The sequence below is a fragment of the candidate division KSB1 bacterium genome, assembly GCA_024655945.1.
Lineage (GTDB): Bacteria > Zhuqueibacterota > Zhuqueibacteria > JANLFK01 > Oleimicrobiaceae > Oleimicrobium.
Window position 1 is genome coordinate 68,551 of record JANLFK010000006.1, and the last position, 21,002, is coordinate 89,552.

16 protein-coding genes, 2 tRNA genes and 3 rRNA genes are annotated in these 21,002 nt (G+C 60.5%); 5 read left to right on the forward strand and 16 right to left on the reverse strand.

Translation table 11 applies throughout. The features are described 5' to 3' along the window. The first annotated feature begins 25 nt into the window (after positions 1 to 25). The 5 genes from NUW13_09150 (at position 26) to rrf (ending at position 5,276) form a co-directional block, all read left to right on the forward strand. Positions 26 to 1,590, forward strand: a 16S ribosomal RNA gene (locus NUW13_09150). Positions 1,591 to 1,721: 131 nt separating this feature from the next. Beyond that, positions 1,722 to 1,795 (forward strand) — tRNA-Ile (locus NUW13_09155). A gap of 41 nt (positions 1,796 to 1,836) precedes the next feature. Beyond that, positions 1,837 to 1,909: transfer RNA gene (locus NUW13_09160), tRNA-Ala, on the forward strand. Between the two features lie 135 nt (positions 1,910 to 2,044). Beyond that, a 23S ribosomal RNA gene (locus NUW13_09165) occupies positions 2,045 to 5,074 on the forward strand. 85 nt (positions 5,075 to 5,159) lie between these two features. Continuing rightward, positions 5,160 to 5,276, forward strand: a 5S ribosomal RNA gene (rrf, locus tag NUW13_09170). The 16S, 23S and 5S rRNA genes sit together here with 2 tRNA genes alongside, the layout of an rRNA operon. Positions 5,277 to 5,357: 81 nt before the next feature. Here rrf and mutM read toward each other — a convergent pair. The 16 genes from mutM to NUW13_09250 all read right to left on the reverse strand — a co-directional run bounded on the left by mutM (position 5,358) and on the right by NUW13_09250 (position 20,910). Next, a complete protein-coding gene (gene mutM, locus NUW13_09175) occupies positions 5,358 to 6,185 on the reverse strand; it encodes a bifunctional DNA-formamidopyrimidine glycosylase/DNA-(apurinic or apyrimidinic site) lyase (protein ID MCR4439195.1) in 828 nt (275 codons plus the stop codon). Positions 6,186 to 6,188: 3 nt separating this feature from the next. Next, the gene (locus NUW13_09180) at positions 6,189 to 7,307 is read right to left on the reverse strand and encodes an ABC transporter permease (protein ID MCR4439196.1); all 1,119 of its coding nucleotides are present in this window, start codon (positions 7,305 to 7,307) and stop codon (positions 6,189 to 6,191) included. Positions 7,308 to 7,312: 5 nt separating this feature from the next. Beyond that, complete coding sequence (locus NUW13_09185) at positions 7,313 to 8,446, reverse strand: ABC transporter permease (GenBank protein ID MCR4439197.1); 1,134 nt, start codon at positions 8,444 to 8,446, stop codon at positions 7,313 to 7,315. Beyond that, complete coding sequence (locus NUW13_09190) at positions 8,412 to 9,200, reverse strand: ABC transporter ATP-binding protein (protein MCR4439198.1); 789 nt, start codon at positions 9,198 to 9,200, stop codon at positions 8,412 to 8,414. The genes NUW13_09185 and NUW13_09190 overlap by 35 nt, the downstream gene beginning before the upstream one ends. Beyond that, complete coding sequence (locus tag NUW13_09195) at positions 9,197 to 10,123, reverse strand: ABC transporter ATP-binding protein (protein MCR4439199.1); 927 nt, start codon at positions 10,121 to 10,123, stop codon at positions 9,197 to 9,199. Before NUW13_09195 ends, NUW13_09190 begins: the two co-directional genes overlap by 4 nt. 6 nt (positions 10,124 to 10,129) lie before the next feature. Then, positions 10,130 to 11,026 (reverse strand): efflux RND transporter periplasmic adaptor subunit, encoded by an 897-nt coding sequence (locus tag NUW13_09200; GenBank protein ID MCR4439200.1) that lies wholly within the window; start codon positions 11,024 to 11,026, stop codon positions 10,130 to 10,132. 123 nt (positions 11,027 to 11,149) lie between these two features. Then, positions 11,150 to 13,378 (reverse strand): UvrD-helicase domain-containing protein, encoded by a 2,229-nt coding sequence (locus NUW13_09205; protein MCR4439201.1) that lies wholly within the window; start codon positions 13,376 to 13,378, stop codon positions 11,150 to 11,152. Between the two features lie 6 nt (positions 13,379 to 13,384). Beyond that, positions 13,385 to 14,437 carry an endolytic transglycosylase MltG gene (gene mltG / locus NUW13_09210; GenBank protein MCR4439202.1) on the reverse strand — a complete coding sequence of 351 codons (1,053 nt, stop codon included), beginning with the start codon at positions 14,435 to 14,437 and terminating at the stop codon, positions 13,385 to 13,387. Continuing rightward, positions 14,434 to 14,916, reverse strand: coding sequence for an NUDIX hydrolase (locus tag NUW13_09215; protein ID MCR4439203.1), 483 nt, complete (start codon positions 14,914 to 14,916; stop codon positions 14,434 to 14,436). Before NUW13_09215 ends, mltG begins: the two co-directional genes overlap by 4 nt. 6 nt (positions 14,917 to 14,922) lie before the next feature. Continuing rightward, positions 14,923 to 15,675 (reverse strand): CPBP family intramembrane metalloprotease, encoded by a 753-nt coding sequence (locus tag NUW13_09220; protein MCR4439204.1) that lies wholly within the window; start codon positions 15,673 to 15,675, stop codon positions 14,923 to 14,925. Positions 15,676 to 15,739: 64 nt separating this feature from the next. Then, positions 15,740 to 16,069, reverse strand: coding sequence for a hypothetical protein (locus NUW13_09225; GenBank protein MCR4439205.1), 330 nt, complete (start codon positions 16,067 to 16,069; stop codon positions 15,740 to 15,742). 139 nt (positions 16,070 to 16,208) lie between these two features. Further along, positions 16,209 to 16,865, reverse strand: coding sequence for a TrkA family potassium uptake protein (locus NUW13_09230; GenBank protein ID MCR4439206.1), 657 nt, complete (start codon positions 16,863 to 16,865; stop codon positions 16,209 to 16,211). 26 nt (positions 16,866 to 16,891) lie between these two features. Then, complete coding sequence (locus NUW13_09235; GenBank protein ID MCR4439207.1) at positions 16,892 to 18,283, reverse strand: TrkH family potassium uptake protein; 1,392 nt, start codon at positions 18,281 to 18,283, stop codon at positions 16,892 to 16,894. After that, a complete protein-coding gene (locus NUW13_09240) occupies positions 18,280 to 19,113 on the reverse strand; it encodes a radical SAM protein (protein ID MCR4439208.1) in 834 nt (277 codons plus the stop codon). The genes NUW13_09235 and NUW13_09240 overlap by 4 nt, the downstream gene beginning before the upstream one ends. A 23-nt stretch (positions 19,114 to 19,136) precedes the next feature. Further along, positions 19,137 to 19,877 (reverse strand): DUF72 domain-containing protein, encoded by a 741-nt coding sequence (locus NUW13_09245; GenBank protein ID MCR4439209.1) that lies wholly within the window; start codon positions 19,875 to 19,877, stop codon positions 19,137 to 19,139. Between the two features lie 103 nt (positions 19,878 to 19,980). Beyond that, the gene (locus tag NUW13_09250) at positions 19,981 to 20,910 is read right to left on the reverse strand and encodes a sugar phosphate isomerase/epimerase (protein ID MCR4439210.1); all 930 of its coding nucleotides are present in this window, start codon (positions 20,908 to 20,910) and stop codon (positions 19,981 to 19,983) included. Positions 20,911 to 21,002: the final 92 nt, after the last annotated feature.

The window sequence follows — 21,002 nt, forward strand, 5'->3', positions numbered from 1 at the left end:
ATGCGACGAAAAAGGAAAGAACTCTACAACGGAGAGTTTGATCCTGGCTCAGGACGAACGCTGGCGGCGTGCCTAACACATGCAAGTCAAGGGGAAAGGGAATCTTCGGAATCCCGAGTACACTGGCGGACGGGTGAGTAACACGTAGGTAACCTGCCCCGAGGACTGGGATAACCCCTCCAACGGGGGGCTAATACCGGATAATGTCCCTGCGGCGCATGTCGCAGGGAGCAAAGCAGTCTCGATTCGTCGGGATAGCGCCGCGGGATGGACCTGCGCCCCATTAGCTAGTTGGTGAGGTAACGGCTCACCAAGGCGACGATGGGTAGCCGGCCTGAGAGGGTGTCCGGCCACACTGGGACTGAGATACGGCCCAGACTCCTACGGGAGGCAGCAGTGAGGAATATTGCGCAATGGGCGAAAGCCTGACGCAGCAACGCCGCGTGGGTGATGAAGCTCTTCGGAGTGTAAAGCCCTGTTAGGAGGGACGAACAAGCCTGACGCGAACAGTGTCGGGTGCTGACGGTACCTCCAGAGAAAGCCCCGGCCAACTCCGTGCCAGCAGCCGCGGTAATACGGGGGGGGCAAGCGTTGTCCGGAATCATTGGGCGTAAAGGGCGCGTAGGCGGGGTGGCAAGTCGGGGGTGAAAACCAACGGCTCAACTGTTGGCCTGCCTCCGAAACTGCCATTCTTGAGTGCGGAAGAGGGAAGTGGAATTCCTGGTGTAGCGGTGAAATGCGTAGATATCAGGAAGAACACCGGTAGCGAAGGCGGCTTCCTGGTCCGTAACTGACGCTGAGGCGCGAAAGCGTGGGGAGCAAACAGGATTAGATACCCTGGTAGTCCACGCCGTAAACGATGGGCACTAGGTGTTGGTTCGTAATGAATCAGTGCCGCAGCTAACGCATTAAGTGCCCCGCCTGGGGAGTATGGCCGCAAGGTTGAAACTCAAAGGAATTGACGGGGGCCCGCACAAGCGGTGGAGCATGTGGTTTAATTCGATGCAACGCGAAGAACCTTACCTGGGCTTGAACTGCAGACGAAATCCCGAGAAATCGGGCCCTCCCTTCGGGGACGGCTGCAGAGGTGCTGCATGGCTGTCGTCAGCTCGTGCCGTGAGGTGTTGGGTTAAGTCCCGCAACGAGCGCAACCCCTGCCCTTAGTTGCCATCAGGTCATGCTGGGAACTCTAAGGGGACTGCCCCGGATAACGGGGAGGAAGGTGGGGATGACGTCAAGTCCTCATGGCCCTTACGTCCAGGGCTACACACGTGCTACAATGGCCGGTACAACGGGAGGCAATACCGCGAGGTGGAGCAAATCCCTGAAAACCGGTCTCAGTTCAGATTGCAGTCTGCAACTCGACTGCATGAAGGCGGAATCGCTAGTAATCGCGGATCAGCATGCCGCGGTGAATACGTTCCCGGGCCTTGTACACACCGCCCGTCACGCCATGGGAGTCGAGAGCACCCGAAGCCAGTGGCCCAACCCGCCTTCGGCGGGAGGGAGCTGTCCACGGTGAGATCGATGACTGGGGCGAAGTCGTAACAAGGTAGCCGTACCGGAAGGTGCGGCTGGATCACCTCCTTTCTAGGGAGCCATGGGGGTGGCCCTCACGCCACTACCCACTCCGAGGCCTGCGAAGGCAGGCCATGCACGCCTGTTGACCATAGAAGATATCGGGCATCGATGCTCTTCGTTGTCCGATCTTTTTGTGCATCGGGCCTATAGCTCAGTCGGTTAGAGCGCACGCCTGATAAGCGTGAGGTCAGTGGTTCAACTCCACTTAGGCCCACGCTGGAGGGTGGCGACTGACAGACCGGCTCTTCCAGAGACGGGGCTGTAGCTCAGTTGGGAGAGCGCCGCTCTTGCAAGGCGGAGGTCGTCGGTTCGACTCCGATCAGCTCCACACCGTCCCTTCAGGGCACCCTGAAGGCTGTTCTTTGACAATTTGCGATTTGGGTAGCTTCACAAGGCACAACCAAGGGTTCTCTGGCTTCGTCAGACGGAGTCAGTAACCATCTGCTGCAAACCTTAGGCGTTTGGTTAAGCTACTAAGGGCACACGGTGGATGCCTTGGCACGAGAAGGCGATGAAGGACGTGGTAAGCTGCGATAAGCCTCGGATAGGTGCAAACAACCTGAGACCCGGGGATCTCCGAATGGGGCAACCCGTTCCGGGCAATGCCGGAACACTCCCCGCTGAATCCATAGGCGGGTGAGGGCCAACGAGGGGAACTGAAACATCTCAGTACCCTCAGGAAAAGAAAGCAAACGCGATTCCCTCAGTAGCGGCGAGCGAACGGGGAAGAGCCTAAACCTGTCCTATGCCAAGCCTGCGTGCGTTGTAGGACAGGGGTTGGGGGACTCAGGAGGGTTCACGGCGCAGCGTGGCCGGGAAGTGACAAACTCAGCGGTTAGCCGAAGAGCCATGGAAAGGGCTCACCAGAGAAGGTGATAGTCCTGTAGGCGAAAACCAATGAGCTTCCTGTCCTGAGCTCCCAAGTACTGCGGGGCACGTGGAACCCCGTGGGAATCTGGCCCGACCACGGGCCAAGGCTAAATACTCTCTCGTGACCGATAGCGAACTAGTACCGTGAGGGAAAGGTGAAAAGTACCGGGGAACCGGAGTGAAATAGGACCTGAAACCGTGTGCTTACAAGCAGTCGGAGCCCCGCTTCGGCGGGGTGACGGCGTGCCTTTTGCATAATGAGCTGGCGAGTTACTGTACGTTGCAAGGTTAACCCATTCAGTGGGGTAGCCGTAGCGAAAGCGAGTCCGAAATGGGCGCCTCAGTAGCGTGCAGTAGACGCGAAGCCGGGCGATCTATCCATGGCCAGGATGAAGTCTCGGTAACACGAGATGGAGGTCCGAACCAGTGTCGGTTGAAAACGGCTTGGATGAGCTGTGGATAGGAGTGAAAGGCTAATCAAGCTCGGAGATAGCTCGTTTTCCCCGAAATAGCTTTAGGGCTAGCCTCGTATTAGAGTACCGGAGGTAGAGCACTGATTGGGCTAGGGCCCTCACAAGGGTACCAAACCCAGACAAACTCCGAATGCCGGTACCTCGATGTACGGGAGTCAGGCAGCGGGGGATAAGCTTCGTTGCCGAGAGGGAAACAACCCAGACCGCCAGCTAAGGCCCTTAAGTGTAGGCTAAGTGGCAAAGGATGTGGAATTGCACAGACAACCAGGATGTTGGCTTAGAAGCAGCCATCATTTAAAGAGTGCGTAATTGCTCACTGGTCAAGTGACTCCGCGCCGATAATTCACGGGACTCAAGCCTACCGCCGAAGCTACGGTCCCGTCACCGCAAGGTGATGGGAGGTAGGGGAACGTTCCAGTTGCCTGCGAAGGTGCTTCGTGAGAAGCGCTGGAGGTCCTGGAAATGACTATGCCAGCATAAGTAGCGAGAATTCCGGTGAGAAACCGGAACACCGTAAGTCTAAGGTTTCCTGAGTAAAGTTAATCTGCTCAGGGTTAGTCGGACCCTAAGCCGAGGCCGAAAGGCGTAGGCGATGGAAAACAGGTGAATATTCCTGTACCACCAGTGGGTCGACAAAGACACCATGGGGTGACGCAGAAGTGAAAGGTCAGCCGGTCTCTGGATTGCCGGTCTAAGTGCGTAGGAGGACCGGGTAGGCAAATCCGCCTGGTCATAACTCCGAGACACCAACGGGAGGGCTCTGCCCACAAACTGACCCTAAGCATGCTGCCGAGAAAAACCTCTAAGTGAGGCCCACAGGTGACCGTACCGCAAACCGACACAGGTAGACGGGGAGAGAATCCTAAGGTGCTCGAGTGAGCCCTGGTTTAGGAACTAGGCAATCTGACCCCGTAACTTCGGAAGAAGGGGTGCCTCAAGTAGGTGAATCCATCCCACTTCGGTGGGACTGGAAGAGCCCAACGAGGTCGCAGAGAAATGGCCTGGGCGACTGTTTACTAAAAACACAGGTCTCTGCCAAGCCGTAAGGCGCCGTATAGGGACTGACACCTGCCCGGTGCTGGAAGGTTAAGGGGACGTGTCACCCCGACTTGTCGGGGGAAGCACCGAACCGAAGCCCCAGTAAACGGCGGCCGTAACTATAACGGTCCTAAGGTAGCGAAATTCCTTGTCGGGTAAGTTCCGACCTGCACGAATGGTGTAACGACTTGGGCGCTGTCTCAACCAGGGGCTCGGCGAAATTGTAGTGCCGGTGAAGATGCCGGCTACCCGCGACGGGACGGAAAGACCCCGTGAACCTTTACTACAGCTTAGCATTGGATTTTGGTATTGTATGTGTAGGATAGGTGGGAGGCTATGAGCCCCGAACGCCAGTTCGGGGGGAGCCGCCGTTGAAATACCACCCTTACTTTACTGGAATTCTAACCCAGGGCCGTGAAGCCGGTCCGGGGACAATGCTAGGTGGGTAGTTTGACTGGGGCGGTCGCCTCCTAAAGCGTAACGGAGGCTCCCAAAGGTTCCCTCAGCACGGTCGGTAATCGTGCGTAGAGTGCAAAGGCATAAGGGAGCTTGACTGCGAGACACACAGGTCGAGCAGATGCGAAAGCAGGGCTTAGTGATCCGGCGGTTGAAGGTGGAATTACCGTCGCTCAAAGGATAAAAGGTACTCCGGGGATAACAGGCTTATCGGGCCCAAGAGTTCACATCGACGGCCCGGTTTGGCACCTCGATGTCGGCTCATCGCATCCTGGGGCTGGACAAGGTCCCAAGGGTTAGGCTGTTCGCCTATTAAAGCGGTACGTGAGCTGGGTTTAGAACGTCGTGAGACAGTTCGGTCCCTATCTGTCGCGGGCGTAGGATATTTGCGGGAAGCTGCTCCTAGTACGAGAGGACCGGAGTGGACGAACCTCTAGTGTGCCTGTTGTCACTCCAGTGGCAGCGCAGGGTAGCTACGTTCGGTCGGGATAAGCGCTGAAAGCATCTAAGTGCGAAACCCATCCCAAGATCAGATATCCCCTCCGCCGCAAGGCGGGCTAAAGGCCCCTCGTAGACGACGAGGTCGATAGGTCACAGGTGTAAGTACGGCAACGTACTCAGCCGAGTGATACTAATAGGCCGTGCGGCTTAACCAAACATCGTATGTTTGCAGCAGATGGTTAGTGACTTGTCTGCAAGCGAGAGGACAAACCTCACACCTAAATCGCAAATTGGAAAAATTCCGGCGGCTATAGCGGCGGGGAAGCACCTCTTCCCATTCCGAACAGAGAAGTTAAGCCCGCCAGCGCCGATGGTACTGCTCGGGCGACCGTGTGGGAGAGTAGGTCGCCGCCGGGAACTGATAGCGAAAAGGGAAGGACACGCGTCCTTCCCTTTTCGTTTTCCGTCCAGCCTCCATGCCGGACAAGCAACTCTTGCTCACCTCTGGCAACCTGGACAGAAATAGGTGCTCCGCCCGGCGAGCCGCACCCGCACGATGTTCGCCCCACACCGTGGGCAAGGCAGCCCCTCCCGCCCGTACACATCAAGCCGTACCTGAAAATAACCTTTTTCCCCCTCAGGATTGCGAAACCGCTCATCGCCCAGAGTGGTGCCGCCTCGCTTGATGGCAGCGCGCAGCACCTCGCGCACGGTACGGCGCAGGCGCCGCCACTCCAGCGCCGACAGCGAGCCAGCCGCCCGTAACGGATTGATGCCGGCGCGAAATAGCGCCTCGTTTGCGTAAATGTTGCCTACGCCTGCCACAACCCGGCAGTCCATGAGGAAGCTTTTGACCGCGACGCTCCGCCCCTGGGCGCGCCCTCGCAGGTAGGCCGCCGTGAAGGCGCCGCTCAGCGGCTCGGGGCCCAGGTTCGCGAAAGCGCCCCGCTGCTCAATTTCCGCATTCTTCACCACTTGCACGGTGCCAAAGCGGCGTGGGTCATTGTAGCGCAACTGCCAGTCTGCCCCCAACGTGAACAGCACGTGATCGTGCCTCTCAAGCGGTGAGCCAGGGGCGCACAAGCGCAGGTGCCCGCTCATCCCCAGGTGGATGACCACCATCCGCCCGTCGTCAAGCGTCATCAGCAAGTACTTGCCCCGTCTGCCGAGGGCCACGATCCTGCGCCCTACCACACTGCACACTGCCGCCTTGTCCACTGGATGACGCAAGCGTCCGTCCCGCACCTCTACCCCGGTGATCGGACGACCGCAAATCTTTGCCTCGAGAGAGCGGCGAATGGTTTCTACTTCTGGCAGCTCCGGCATTGGTCACCGAATCCGCTTCTCAAAACGCCTCGCGCTCACCAAGAGGATAGCGAGGCCGAACACCGCAAGGATCACTCCTTGCTCCCACAACTCGCTGACGCCAGAGCCCTTGATGAAGATCGCGCGCACCACCAACATGAAGTAGCGCAACGGGTTCAGGTAGCTCAGCGCTTGTATCCACACCGGCATGTTCTCGATGGGAAAGAGAAAACCAGAAGTAATCAGGGCGAATATGAGAATGAACCAGGTCAAGAACATGGCCTGCTGCTGAGTGGTCGAACTGGACGACACAAAGAGGCCAATACCCAGGGTTGTAAAAAGAAATAGCACCACAAACAGGGCCAGGAGCCCGATGTTTCCCAGCAGGGGTATCCGGTACCACAAGCGGGCGACGGCGATGGCCAAGGCGACCTCGCCAAAACCCAGTATCGCAAACGGGATGGTCTTGCCCAAAAGCAATTGGTAGGGCTTGATGGGCGTGACGTTCAGCTGTTCCAGGGTGCCCACTTCCTTTTCCCGGACAAGCCCCATCCCGCTGAGCAGCGCGGTGGTGAGCGTGAGCAGAAAAGCGACAATACCCGGGATCATGTAGTTGCGATCCCTGAGGTCCGGATTGAACCAGACTTGCACGCGGGGCTCTACAACCCGTGGCCTGCGCCCGAGAACACACGCCTGGTGTTGCAGCTGCTCGCTGAGATAGTCCTGCATCAGGCCGCTTGCATAGCCAAGGGCCACATTGGAACTATTCGCGTCCTGTCCGTCCAGCACGACTTGGAGCGCTGGCGTGCGACCGGCTACCACATCGCGGGAAAAGCCCGTGGGTATGACCAGCGCCACAGCGGCACGGCCACGCTCAAAATAGTCTCCCAGCCGCTTAATATCCTTCTCAACCAAGAGCACATCGAAGTACTTCGAACTCTGCAGACGCGCGACGAGCTCGCGGCTGTGCAGGGAGCGATCGCCGTCGCAGACTACCGTCGCCAGATGTCTGACCTCGCTGGAGACCACATACCCCAACACCACGAGCTGCACAATTGGCGCCATGAAAATCAGAAACACCATTGCCCGGTCGCGAAACACTTGCAAGAACTCTTTGCGAATGACACAGAGCACGCGCCGCATCGCGCCTAACCCTCCAGCCTCGTGCGGAACCTCCCCACGCTGATGAGGAGCAGGACTGTACCGAACAGGAAAAGCGCCAACGCGTCGTGCCACAAATGAAGGAAACCAACACCTTTGAGCATGATGCCTCTGATGATCCGCAGGTAGTATCGTGCCGGCACGACATAGGTGATTATCTGGAGCGCCCTTGGCATCGACCCGATCGGGAAAATGAAGCCGGACAGGAGTATTGACGGCAGCAACGTTGCCATCACGGCACCCATGAGCGCGGCGCGTTGCGTCGTCGCCCGAGAGGAGATGAGCACGCCAAGGCTGAGTGAAGCATAGACAAACACCACTGAAAGAAGGAGCAAGAGGGCTGCGCTCCCCCGGAAGGGAATGCCAAACACCAGCACCGAAAAGACCACCACCGAGCTGGCATCCAACAGCGCGACGATCACATAAGGGCCGAGCTTGCCGAGGATGAGTTCCAGCGGATGGATTGGAGAGACAAGGATCTGCTCCACGGTGTTGGTCTCTCGCTCGCGCGCGACGGCTATGGAGGTGAGCAGGGCGCAAATCATCATAATGAGCACGGCCACCAGCCCCGGCACGATGAAGACCATGCTGCGCTGTTCCGGGTTGTACAGGACCACCTGGCGCACCTCAAAGGGGACGGGCATCCCTGGCAGGCGCTCCACGGCCATCTTCGCCATGAGCATGCGCGCGTAGCTGAGGACGATGGTCGCCGTGTTCGCGTTGGCACCGTCGATGAGCAGTTCCACAGCAGCGGTCGGCTTGGTGTACAGCTCCCGCTGGTAGCCGCGGGGAATAATCAGGGCAGCATGCACCTTGCCCCTGCGCATCAGTCCCTCGACCTGACTCATCTCGTTCGGTTGAGCAACCACGCGAAACAAGCCACCCGCCGTGAAGGAACGCGACAACGCCCGCGACGCCGGCGTGTTGTCTCGGTCGATCAGCCCCATTCTGATTTCTTTGATGTCGAAAGTGATGGCGTAGCCGTAGAGCACCATCATGATGAGCGGGAGGAGGAAGATGACGATCAGGCTCCGCTGGTCCCGGAGGATGTGCAGGAACTCCTTGCGGGCTATGGCGAGCAGGCGGCTACGCATCTTGGTGACCCGGCTCGCTGGGCGCATGTGCTGGGTGAGCACCGCCCTCCACAATCTGCACGAAGACCTCTTCCATAGGGCCTGCCCTGAACCGCGCGCGGAGCGCCGCCGGCGAACCGCAGGCGACCAGCCGGCCCTCGTGCATGATGCCCAGCCGGTTGCAGTACTCTGCCTCGTCCATGTAGTGCGTGGTCACAAAGACAGCGCTCCCCTGTTCGGCCACGCCGTAGACGAGCTGCCAAAATGCCCTGCGGGAAAGCGGGTCCACCCCTGCTGTCGGTTCATCCAGAAAGAGCACTCTCGGCTCATGGAGGGTAGCACAGCACAAGGCGAGTCGCTGTTTCCAGCCCAAGGGAAGCGTCCGCGCAAGCTTGCGGCGGTGGGGAGCAAGCTCCAACGACTCCATCATGGCCTCTTTGCGGCTGTGCAGCCTCTGTCCGTGTAGGCCGTAAATGCCGCCGTAAAAGTCGAGGTTTTCTTCGACGGTGAGATCTTCATAGAGGGAGAAACGCTGGGACATGTAGCCGATGGATGCCTTGACGCGTTCGCTGGCGCGCACCACGTCAAAACCCGCCACCCATGCCTGGCCGGAAGTGGGAGCCAAAAGGCCGCACAGCATGCGGATGGTAGTAGTCTTGCCCGCACCATTTGCACCTAAGAAGCCAAACACCTCGCCATAGCGCACATCGATGGAGACGTGGTCCACCGCTACGAAGGAGCCAAAGGTGCGGCAAAGACCCTCCGCGTGAATTGCCACAGCGTTGTCTGCCCATGTCGTCACTTGCCCATCAGCTCCACAAACGCGTCCTCGATGGTGGGAGAAACTTCGGCGAGCGAGTGGACGGGAACACCACTTCCCCGTAGCCTCTTGCCTATCGCTTGCCTGGCCTGCTTGGGTTCTTTTGTGCCCACGCGCAGGTGATCGCCAAAAGCATGCACGCTAAGAACCGAGGGGAGGTCACTCAAGAGCCGCGCCGCTTGCAAAGGACGCGAACAGCGCACCTCGAGCAGGCTCGTTCGCGCCAACTTGGCGAGCTCACTGGGTGGCCCTTGAGCGGTGATGCGCCCCTGATGCACGAAGGCCACTTCGTCGCAGCGGGCAGCCTCGTCCATGTAGGGCGTGGTTACCAAAATCGTGACCCCCTGCCCGGGGAGACGGCCCAGAATGCGCCAAAACTCCCGCCTGGACACGGGGTCGACGCCAGTAGTCGGCTCGTCTAGCAGCAACACTGCCGGCGTGTGGATGAGCGTGCAGCACAGGGCGAGCTTCTGCTTCATGCCGCCCGAGAGGTTCCCTGCGCGCCACTGCCGAAAGGACGCCAGTCGACTGAAGGCCAGAAGTTCCTGCACCTTTGTTTCGCGCTCGGCGCGCGGCACTTCAAAAAGGTCGGCGAAAAAGCGCAGGTTTTCGGAGACCGTGAGGTCGGGGTAGAGGGAGAAACGTTGCGGCATGTAGCCCAGGAGCCTCTTCACCCGCCTGGGATGGACGGCCACGTTGTGCCCTTTGACTAAGCACTCCCCCTTGTCGGCGCGGAGAAGACCACAGAGGATGCGCAGCGTGGTCGTCTTGCCGGCGCCGTCCGGGCCGATCAGGCCGAAGAGGCGGCCCTGGCGCACGGCGAAGGAAAGGCCCTTGACGGCTTCGACTTGCCCGTAGGCCTTCCAGAGGTCACCGACGACAATGTCAGCGGCGCATGCTTCCACTTGGCCTTAGTGCACCAGAGACACTTCCACGGGCATCCCCAAGAGCAACCGCCCTTGCGGATTGGGCACGACCACCTTGACTGCATAGACCAATTCGGCGCGGGCTGCCCTTGTCTGCACATTCTTGGGAGTGAATTCCGCCTTTGGCGACACCCAGCTCACCGTCCCGGCGAACACCTCCGCAGGCAGTGCATCCGCACGCACCGCCACCCTGGTTCCGAGCGAGACCTTGTCCAGGTCCGGCTCCGGCAGGTAGATCTTGACCCACATCTCGCTGAGGTCGGCTATGGTCACCAGCGGTGAGCCGGGCGCCACCATCTCGCCCTGCTCCACGTACTTGGCCACGATGACCCCAGCGAGCGGCGCAGAAACTGCGGCGTCGCGAATCTGGCTCTCCAGCAGTTCTCTTTGGGCTTGGAGCTGCTTGCCGCGCTCTTCGAGAGCAGCCAGGCTGTTTCTGGCGGCTTCCAGTTGTGTGCGGGCAGTTGACAAGGCTACCTGGGCATTGTCCAACTGTTGTTGCGGGGCACTGCCCCGCTCCGCCAGGCTGCGGACGCGCTCGTACTGTTTGCGCGCGTTGCCGTACTGCTCCCCGGCCAGCTCCACCGCTTGCTTGGCGTTAGCGATGTTGTGCCTCAACTCCCGCTGTGCCGCGCTCACCTGTGTCCTCTGCAGCACCAGCTTGCTGGAATCAACCGCGGCCAGGAGCGCCCCGGCACGCACCGTGTCGCCCTCGTCGACATAGAGGGCAACAAGCTGTCCGGCGAGTTTCGCCCCGACCGTCACCTGGCGCGCCTCCAGAGTGCCCGAGCCGAGCCAGTGGTCCTCGCGCGCACGGGAACACCCGAAAAGGAACAGGGCAGTTACCCACAGCAAGCAGCCGTATTTCCAAGTCTGGATCATTTTCTCTCCGCCATGGGCTGGGGTGCACATCACCTGCAGACCCTCAAGCGAGCCGCAACGCGCCATCCGAAACTGACCTCCTGGTGCGGGGGAGCGGACCTTTCTGCCACCTGCATCCCCATCTCAGAGCACCTGCATGCGGCTGAACTCAAGAATAATCTTCTTCTGGCCATAGTCGTCAAAGTCGACGGTGACCTTGGTGCCGCTGGATGCCCGCGCAATGCTCAGCACTGTACCCAGACCGAACTGGGGATGGCGCACCCTGCACCCCGGCATCAGGTAGGTGGGGAGCTGCGACTCTTCCTCGTAGGCCTTGAGACGACGCGTGACGCGCTGGCGCTCCCCTCCTGCCCTGCTCGCCGGCTGGGCCATGCGCTGCGCCCTCTTCCCTACCCTGCCGGCTGTCTCATACTCCACGTGCTCCTGGTCAATTTCGCCCAAGAAGCGCGACGGCATGCAGCTGTAAGTCTGCCCCTGGCGCAAGCGGGTTGTGGCCCAGCATAGGTAGAGCTTCTCCTTAGCGCGGGTGCTGCCGACGTAAAAAAGGCGACGTTCCTCTTCCAGGTCCTCGTTGCTGTCGAACGAGCGGGCGATGGGGAAAAGCCCCTCCTCAAGCCCGGTGATGAACACCACAGGGAACTCCAAACCCTTGGCGCTGTGCACGGTCATCAGGCTTACCGCGTTGGAACGGTCATTCCACGTATCGATGTCGGTCAGCAGCGAAATCTCCTGCAAGTAGTCCTCAAGCGTGGTGCCCGGGTTGTTACGGCAAAAGTCCGCAATGCCGTTCAACAGCTCGCGTACGTTTTCCGCACGGCTGAGGGACTCTTCTGTTCCCTCTTCCTTGTACATGCGCAGGATGCCCAGGTCATCCAAGAGCGCCCCCGCCAGCTCGGCGGCCGGCACTTCGGAGCGAAGGTCGATGTACTTACGAATGAGCCGATGGAAACGCAGCACCCGCTCCTGCATGGCTGGCGACAACCCCTCTACCTGGTCTGCCCTGCCCAGGCCCTCGAACAACGGAATGCCGAGCATGGTGGCAAAGGCGCGCAGCCGCACGATGGTTGCCTCCCCGATGCCACGCGGCGGAGAATTGATGATGCGCAGCAAACTCATCGTGTCGTGAGGATTGCAGATGACGCGCAGATATGCCAGCACATCCTTGATCTCCTTGCGTTCATAGAAGCGCACTCCCCCTACCACGTTGTACGGGATGCCGCTCCTGCGCAGCGCCTCCTCCAACACGCGCGACTGGGCGTTAGTGCGATAAAGCACGACAAAGTCGCGAAAGTTGCGAGGACGACTTTGGAACTCCCGCTCCATCCTGGCAATGATCGCCAACGCCTCGTCAGTGTCCGACTGCGCCTCGAGGATGGTCACCTTCTCGCCCGTTGCCCCGTCGGTCCACAGCTCTTTCGGCTTGCGCGCCCGGTTGTGCGCAATCACCGAGGAGGCAGCGGCCAGGATGCACTTAGTGGAACGGTAGTTCTGTTCCAGCCAATGGACCTTGCAGTCCGGGAAGTCGCGCTCAAAGTCTAAGATGTTGCGGATATCCGCTCCCCGCCAGCGGTAGATGGACTGGTCATCATCCCCCACTACGCACAAGTTGCGGTAGCGAGAGGAAAGCAGCTTAAGTAGCTCATATTGCGCGCGGTTGGTGTCCTGATACTCGTCCACCAAAATGTAGCGGAAACGTTCCTGGTAAGCATTGAGCACCAGCGGGTGACTACGGAAGAGCATAATGGGCAGCAGCAACAGGTCGTCAAAGTCTGCGGCGTTGGCCCCGCGCAGGCGTTGCTGGTAGCGCTGGTAAAGGCGCGCCACGTTCGCCTCGAACTCGTTTTCTGCGGCACTGGCAAAGTCACCTGGGAGCACCACCGCTGACTTGGCGCGGCTGATGAGCGCCGCGACCACTCCGGGGTTGTAGCGCCCATCTGGCAGGCCCAACTCTTCGATGCACTCCTTGATCAGCCGCTTCTGGTCCTCTTCATCGTAGATGGAAAAGTTTCTCGGCAGGCCAATGCGCCCGCCCTCTCGTCGCAGAATGCGCGCAAAGGCGGAGTGGAAGGTGCTCACCCAGATATCCGCCGCAATTCCGGGAACCACCTGGTCGACGCGCTCGCGCATTTCGCCGGCGGCCTTGTTGGTGAAAGTGACGGCCAGAATCTGCTCCGGCTTGGCCCTTCCGGTGGCAATCAGGTAGGCGATGCGATAGGTGAGGACTCTGGTCTTGCCGCTTCCGGCCCCGGCAAGGATCAGGACCGGGCCCTCCACGTCAACGACGGCCGCGCGCTGCACCTCGTTCAACGCCGCAAGAAGTTCTTTGCCCTTTGCCGACCCTGTACGCGCCATGAGTTCTCACCTTTGTCGCTGCGCTGCTTGTACCTGCCGCCGCACCTGGTCAAAGCGCTCCTTGGCACGCAGATGCTCGCGGAGCGTGCGGCTGAACACATGCCCGCCATCCCCGCGGGCCACCAAGTAGAGATAGTCCACCGGCGCCGGATGCAGCGCCGCCACGATGGAGGCCATGCCGGGGTTATTCACCGGACCCGGCGGCAAGCCAGGGTACAAGTACGTGTTGTACGGCGAATCGACCGCCAAGTCCCTCTTGAGCAGACGGCGCCCTCGGCCCGGGACGAGATATTGTATGGTCGGATCGGCCTGCAACGGCATGCGCAGCCGCAAGCGATTATGGTAGACAGCGGAAATGAGCGGACGCTCTGCATCAAGCATTACCTCACCCTCAATGATCGAGGCCAGGGTCACCACCTGGTGGAGCGTCATGCCCATCGCCTGCGCGCCCGCCTGCACACTGTCGCCCATCTGCCGCCAGAACTCCCTCACCATCGTGCGGATTACCACCTCCGGTGCCGCGCCCCAATAGAACTGATACGTGCTTGGATAAAGGTATCCCTCAAGCGACGAGGCGTCTACCGCAAGCTCTCTCAACAGGCTCGTGTCGCGCGTCAATGCAATGAAGGCTGCCGAATCCACCTCCAGCGTACGCGCCAGAATAGAGGCGACTGTCCATGACTCCGCCCCCTCGGGGATACTCACCCACTCTGCGGTGACCCGCCCTTTCCTGAGCAGGTCGACAATGCGAAAATGCGACAGCCGGGGCGAGAGCCGATATCTGCCGGCCTTCAAACGCGCCTCGGCGCGCAGCAGCTTGGTGGCAAGGAGAAAGACTCGGCTGTCGGTGACGATGCCCTCTTCCTTGAGGAGGCGAGCGATTTGGGCAAGGTTCATCCCGCGCGCGATGGTCACCTGCCGCGCCTCCGCCTGCGCGTGCCAGAACTGGGGCACAAAGAGCAGGATGACCGCAGCCGCTACTGCCAGGACTATGCAAGCGCCTGCTACTGAGCCCGCCCAGATGAGGAATCTGCGTCTGTTGGGAAGCCACTGGCTCATGGACGTGCACCGGATTTGGACTGCCCACCTCGCCACCGCGCCAAGTAGTCGGCGACAATGCGACCATGGTCAAAGGCAAGGTCCGAAGGGAGCCTATCCAAGGGAAAGACGGCGGCGCTCGCCGCATCGTCCTGTCCCTCAGGGGAGCCTTCCGCTTCCGCCACGAACACGATGGAGATGGTATGGCCCCGTGGGTCACGGTCCGGGGCGGAATAGACCCCCAGCAACCCTTTCAGGCGGATGCTTAGACCTGTTTCCTCCTTTGCCTCGCGCACTACCGCCTGCTCGACCGTCTCGCCATAGTCCACAAAACCGCCGGGCAGCGCCCAACCCAACGGCGGATTCTTGCGCCGGATGAGCACGATACCCTCTCCCCCTTGCGGGAGGGGGACTTCAATCACCGCGTCCACCGTTGGTACTGGGTTCCGATGGCGTGGAATTGGCTGGCCACAGTGTGGGCACTTCTCAGTTTGCTGCACGTTACCTCACGTGAACAGGACGAACAGATCGTACATGGTGTGCGCATAAGCCGCTACCCCGAACCCCCGCAGGCAGTAAATGATGCCGAAAACGACCCCAGCGAGCTGGCGCAAGATGAACACGTGGCGGTCGAAGGGCGCCCTCCCCATGGAAAAGTAGTGCGCCACGGCGAAAGCAATGGAGGAAATCACCAGCGCCAGCATGTAGGCAGCCCACGGCGGAAATCTCCGCCCTCTGGAAAAGAGGACCACCAAGCCCCCCAGCAGCACGACACGGAAGACAAATTCTTCGTACACGCCAGCGCCGATGGCCGTCGCAAGCTTGGTGGTCACGTTGAAGAGGCCTTCAGGCGGAACAACCATCAGCCGTGGCACCGCGTTCAGCGCCAGAGCCAACAGAATCGCCAGGACCCCTCCTTCAGCGAGCATCACAGGAAGGTAAAGCGGCTGCAGCTTCTGACCGCTCCACCTTATCCCCAACACGCCCACCAGGGCAAACACCCCGATCATGAGGGCATTGAGCAGGAGCACACTCACCCCGCCAGCGCTCTGCAGTCCGTTGCGGAGAAGCTCTTCGACCAGATACCAGACTACCGAGCGGTGCGAATGTGCCCTCCCCAAGGACAGTAATTCATAGACCACAAGCAGAGGGACCACGCCCAGGAAGCCGTAACCAGGGGATCTGCTCAGGCGGAGATAGGCGCGGACCGCGGCACCCCGCCTCCTGGTAGACTTGTGCCTGTGAGCTCTTCTGGCCAATCCGCCTCCGCACTGCGCTCCCCTTCTCTGCCAAGCCCAGGCGCCACCCGCCCCGGCAGGACTCCTACCGTGGCGCGATACGTGACTTGCGCATCATCACGGGCTTCCACCCTTCCTCGGTGAGGATGTACAGCCCTGACGGCAGCATCTCCTCCTCGTGGCCATTGATGTCGATGACCTTTTCTCCCCCGAGTATCGCCCCGTCCGCACGAGGGAGCTTTGCCTCGGGCGGGGGTTCTGGTGCCCCTTCCTTTCTCTTCAGCTTGAGTTCCTTCGCCTTTCTTTGAAGAGCGGCAATCGAGACCCCCAACTCCCCAGCTAACTCATCAGCGGCAACGGTTCCGTATTTCTGTTTGAGCAGTTTGAGTCGTCCCTCAGTCCATACCTTCGCCATACGGAAGCCCTTCGTGTTAGGCCATCCACTCTGAACCGACCCAATCCTTCATGCTCAGCGCGTAACCCACCTGGCCGGGCTGCGTTCCCTCCGCCAAGGCAGTGTGGAGCCGTGAAGCTCCCGACACGGGTCTGCAGCCTCACTTCAGGCGCATCAGTTTCTCCAGGGCGGAATTCTTTCCCACCACGACAAGTATATCGCTATCCTTCACCACATGGTCCGCACCGGGCACGACTTTGACGTTCTCGGGAACCACTTCCTTGACCATGATGACCTGCACGCCGTACTTGTTGGTGAGGTCCAACTCGCGCAGCGTCTTGTGCAGGAAGCTGCTCGGCGGCGCAAGCTCGATGATGCTGTAGCCGGGCGCAAGGGTGAGGTAGTCCAGGATGTTGGGATTGTCCAGGCTCTGCGCGACCTTGTAGGCCACTTCGCGCTCGGGGAGGATGACATCGGTAGCGCCAATAAGGTCCAGAATCCGCTGGTGGTCCTCGGTGATCGCCTTGACGATAATGCGCTTGGTGCCCAGGTCCTTCAGGTACAGGGTGATGAGTATGCTGGCATCGATCTCGTCGCCAACGTTCACCACCACCGCATCCATCTGGTCCAGGCCCAGGCTGCGCAACATCTCTTTGTTGGTCGCATCGCCGACAATCGCCTTGGCCACGAACGGGCGCACCCTGTCCACTTCCTCTTCGTCCTTGTCGATCGCCATAACTTGGAAGCCCCGCTCGCTCAGGAAGCGGGCCACGTACGAGCCAAAGTTGCCCAAGCCAATGACTGCAAAACTCGGCATAGGTCACCTTTCGCAACGTTTCTCAATCAGCCGACAAGCACGCTCTCTTCAACGTAGCGGTACCCGGCTGGCCGTCTCTCGCCTCTTCCCAGCGCAATTGCTAAGGTCAACGGTCCCACCCGCCCGACGAGCATGAGCACGATGAGCAGTATCCTGCCGACGTTCGACAGCTGCGGAGTGATTCCGGTGCTCAGACCTACTGTGCCGAAGGCAGACACCGTCTCAAAGAGCACCGCCAGTACCTGCCCGCGACTGTCAGCGAACGGCACCACACCAAGCTCCGTAATGGACAAAGCCAGGCCGAACACTCCCACGACCACTACCCCGAACACCGCCAGGGCAAAGGCCTTGGCCACGATACCTGCAGGCACGCGACGCTGGCAGCAGTTCACGTCTTCGCTGCCCCGCAGGCGCGCCACCAGCAAAGCGACAAGCAAGGCGAACGTGCTGGTCTTGATGCCGCCCCCAGTTGAGCCTGGGCTGGCCCCGATGAACATCAGTCCCATCAGCACGAGCAAGGTCGCGTGCGCCAATGAGCCGGTATCTACGGTGGAGAAGCCTGCGGTTCGGGCCGTGATCGACTGGAACAGACTCACCGGCACGCGACTCGACCAGGGCATCCCGCGCAAGGAGTTGAAACTTTCGATGGCGAAAAAGGCTACGAAGCCAGTGGCGATAAGTGCCGCGGTGGCAATCAAGACCAGGCGCGTGTGCAGCGAGACTGCCTGCCGCCGCTTGCCCTGACGGAAGCGAAAACCGTTGGCTATGTCGAACAGCACGATGAAGCCCAAACCGCCCAACACGATCAGCGTCATGACCGTGAGGTTCACCAGAGGATCGTCGCCGTAGCGACGAAGGCTGTCCGAGAAGAGGCCAAAGCCCGCATTGCAGAAGGCGGACACCGCATGGAACACGCCTAAGTAGACAGCACGCGGCCCTGGGTAACGTTCCCAGAAACGGAACGTGAGCAAAGCCGCGCCAATCGCCTCCAGCGTGAACGTCCACAGGAAAACGTGTTTGAGCAGGGAGCTCATCTGCTGCAGTGGACGTTGGGAAAAGGTCTCTTCCAACAGCTCGCGCCCTCGGATGGAGAAGCGCCTGGTCAGCAGATACATGAACAGCACCGAGAAGGTCATGATGCCCAATCCACCGAGCTGGATCAAGACCAGCACGATCAGCTGACCGAAGAGCGTGAGGCGCGTGCTGATGTCCACCACCGTCAGCCCCGTCACGCACACTGCCGAAGTAGAAGTGAAGAAGGCGTCCAGAGTCCGCAGCGGCCGCCCTACCGAGGCAGCGGGCAGGCTGAGAAGCACCCCTCCGATGCAGGCGGCGAGGGCAAAGCTGAGTGCGACCAGGCGCGACGGGCGCAGCTTGACCACCAGGAAGCGCTCGGTACTCTCCCGGAGGCTGGTCACGCTTTCTCCTTCTTCGGCCCACGCTTCTCGCTGGCAGCGGCTGAACTTGCCAGACCGGGCGATTTTGCCCCAACAGACCCACTGTACACCTGCACCGGAATACCGGTCTCCTTGCCTGCCCTGGCAGCGATCTCCTGCAGCAAGGAGACCGGCACTCTGGCCAACGTTCCATCCGCAGGGGGGCGGTCCACGGTGTAGATCTGTGCCGCCGCCGGTCGCAGCTCACCAAGGCGACGAATCCACTGCTCAAGCTCTTCGGGCTCGACGTTGGAAATGCTTCCTTGGAAAAGGACTGCCTGCAGCACCCAATCACGAACTGCCTGCAGGCCGGTCAAGAGCCGGGCGAATTGGAGCCCTGTGGCCGGCCTGTTCACGACCCTCCAAGCCTGCTCTGTGCCCACGTCGAGCTTCAAGACGCGCAAGTCCAGCATCTGCAGAGCAGCCACCACGGCAGGCCGGTCGAGGCCAGTGGCATTGGACAGCACACAGGTCTTCGCCTGTGGCGCAAGCCTGTCCCGCAGTCGATCCACCACCTCCACTATCTCGGCAAAGTCTGGGTGCAGAGTCGGTTCGCCGTTGCCGGAAAAGGTGATGTACTCAGGATCAACACCGCTGGCCAAGGCTGTAGCCAGCGCGGCCTCCACCTGTTCCACCGACGGAAGATCCTCGACCAAGCCCTCCATGCGATCGGTCTTCACCTTGGTCGAGCCGTAGTGGCAGTAGACGCAGTTGTAGCTGCATGCTTTGTAGCCAGTGGGCATCAAGTTGATACCCAGAGAGCGGCCCAGTCGCCGCGATGCAACCGGGCCGTAGATGATCCCCTTCTGCAAGGGCAGAACTGTGCTGGGGGGACTCAGTGGACCTCCATTTTGCTCAGAAATTCCCGCAGCCGGCGCGCGTCGTCAAACATGGCCATGTTGTTGAACATGCAGTAGGCCTCTCCCACTTGCTGGAGTGTCTGCGCCAGCTGCGCAAAGTCGGCATGGGAGTAGCGATACCCGGCGCCTGTGATCCCATGCAACCGGAAGTACGCGGGCCGGCCATGCACGGAGCTTGTCCGGAACGGGTCGACCACGTGAATCAGGTCCAGCTCCCTGCACAGCTGGCCGATGAGCTCGGCCGGCCACCCACCGCGCGGTTCCCAGGCGAACACAAAGTCGTGCCGGTCCACCTCACGCATGAAGGCGCGCAAATTGGCCACGTTGGCCTGGCTGCATGTAAAGCTGGCCGGGCACTGGAAAAGCACGACTTTCGCGCCCAAGGCCTTTGCGATCTCCGCCGTCCGCGTCCAGGCAGCCTTCACCTCTGGCGTCAACTGGAACCTGCCGTACGCCGCGTGCCTCTCCGGTGGAACTGCTTCCCTGAGGCGACGGTAGGTGGGGCTGGACGGCTGATGAGTGATCAGCTGCCAGGCCTTCACCACGAACTCGAAGCCTTCCGGCGCTTCTGCCCGCCACTTGGCCGCGGTTGCCACCTGGGGCGGCTGGTAGAAGGTCTGCTGTACCTCAACCACCGCAAAGGTGCGGTAGTAGAGCGCACGCGCCACAGGGAAACCACAACACCCTATCTTTGTCCGCGCCAGGAGTTCTGCCATCTCAATGTACCCGGCTCAGCGGCACGCGCCTGGGCGAGGACAATTCTCGCTGCCCTCCTTGACCTCTCTCTTGCCTCGCTCTGTCCACGGCTACGCCACTGATTCATGTGGCCTCGGCTATGCCCTTGCTTTGCAGCAGGGCGATGGCGCCCTGGATCTCAGTCACAGTGGTCGTTGGGTGCACCTCTATCACTCGCACGGTGTCCGCGCGCAGATATTTCGCCACCAAGTCGAAATCGATCTCGCCAGTTCCAGGGGCCTGGTGGTCCTCGAGTCCACGAGCATCGTGGAGGTGGACGCCCAGCAGATGTGCTCCCTCACGCTCCAGCCAGGCCTCATGGGGCGTCACACGCAAGCACGCCTGGACGTGAGCATGCCCACAGTCGTGCCAGTAGCCGATGTTCCCGCCCCGGAACTCATTGAGAATGATGCCCACCTCCTCCAAATCCGGAATCTGATGAAGGTAGAAACGATTCTCCACGCCCAGGTACACGCCTAAACGAACCGCCTCGGCGTGGATACGATCGAGACTCAGCAAAACTGCGTCCAGATAGGGCTGCCGTTTGGCGAGCCGTTCCGCCTTCTTCTGGGCGCGATATGCCTCCGCCTCCTCAGAGTCCACCAACTTCTCCTCGTAGAACTGGCGCAGCCTCATGTCGTTGTCCGGGTTATCGATAACCACCTCGCCAAGGTGGAACACCACCGCACGCGCTTCCAGGTCGGCGGCCAGGTGCACCGATTTCAGCGACAGCTTCACCGCCTGGGCACGCTCTTCAGCGTCGGTGCTGGAAAGGCGAAACAGATCCCCGCAGGCCTGATGCTGAGGCACGCCCTCTGGCAAGGGACAGTAGTTGTGCACGCTCAGCACCCTGAACTCGTGCGACCGTAGGCGGCGGCGCATTTGCTGCAGCATAGTAGCCGTCACGCGGTAGTCCAGCTCCAACGCAGACAGGCCAGTCTCGCGCAGTGCATCGAGCAGGCGGTCCCCATTGTCAACCTTCGTGGCTATCCAGGCTGTCGATAATCCGAGCATTCCGTTCCGGCGTTGCGTAAGCCCACTTCCTCCCACACCCCCATCTCTTCACAAAGACAAGCGCCTTTGATTATACAAAAGCGCCGCAATAA

Excerpts from the sequence above, each read along its gene's own strand:
- mutM (MCR4439195.1), bottom strand. The coding sequence starts at position 6,185 with ATGCCGGAGCTGCCAGAAGTAGAAACCATTCGCCGCTCTCTCGAGGCA.
- NUW13_09230 (MCR4439206.1), bottom strand. The coding sequence starts at position 16,865 with ATGCCGAGTTTTGCAGTCATTGGCTTGGGCAACTTTGGCTCGTACGTG.
- mltG (MCR4439202.1), bottom strand. The coding sequence starts at position 14,437 with ATGAGCCAGTGGCTTCCCAACAGACGCAGATTCCTCATCTGGGCGGGC.
- NUW13_09180 (MCR4439196.1), bottom strand. The coding sequence starts at position 7,307 with ATGCGGCGCGTGCTCTGTGTCATTCGCAAAGAGTTCTTGCAAGTGTTT.
- NUW13_09245 (MCR4439209.1), bottom strand. The coding sequence starts at position 19,877 with ATGGCAGAACTCCTGGCGCGGACAAAGATAGGGTGTTGTGGTTTCCCT.
- NUW13_09225 (MCR4439205.1), bottom strand. The coding sequence starts at position 16,069 with ATGGCGAAGGTATGGACTGAGGGACGACTCAAACTGCTCAAACAGAAA.
- NUW13_09185 (MCR4439197.1), bottom strand. The coding sequence starts at position 8,446 with ATGCGCCCAGCGAGCCGGGTCACCAAGATGCGTAGCCGCCTGCTCGCC.
- NUW13_09250 (MCR4439210.1), bottom strand. The coding sequence starts at position 20,910 with ATGCTCGGATTATCGACAGCCTGGATAGCCACGAAGGTTGACAATGGG.
- NUW13_09205 (MCR4439201.1), bottom strand. The coding sequence starts at position 13,378 with ATGGCGCGTACAGGGTCGGCAAAGGGCAAAGAACTTCTTGCGGCGTTG.
- NUW13_09200 (MCR4439200.1), bottom strand. The coding sequence starts at position 11,026 with ATGATCCAGACTTGGAAATACGGCTGCTTGCTGTGGGTAACTGCCCTG.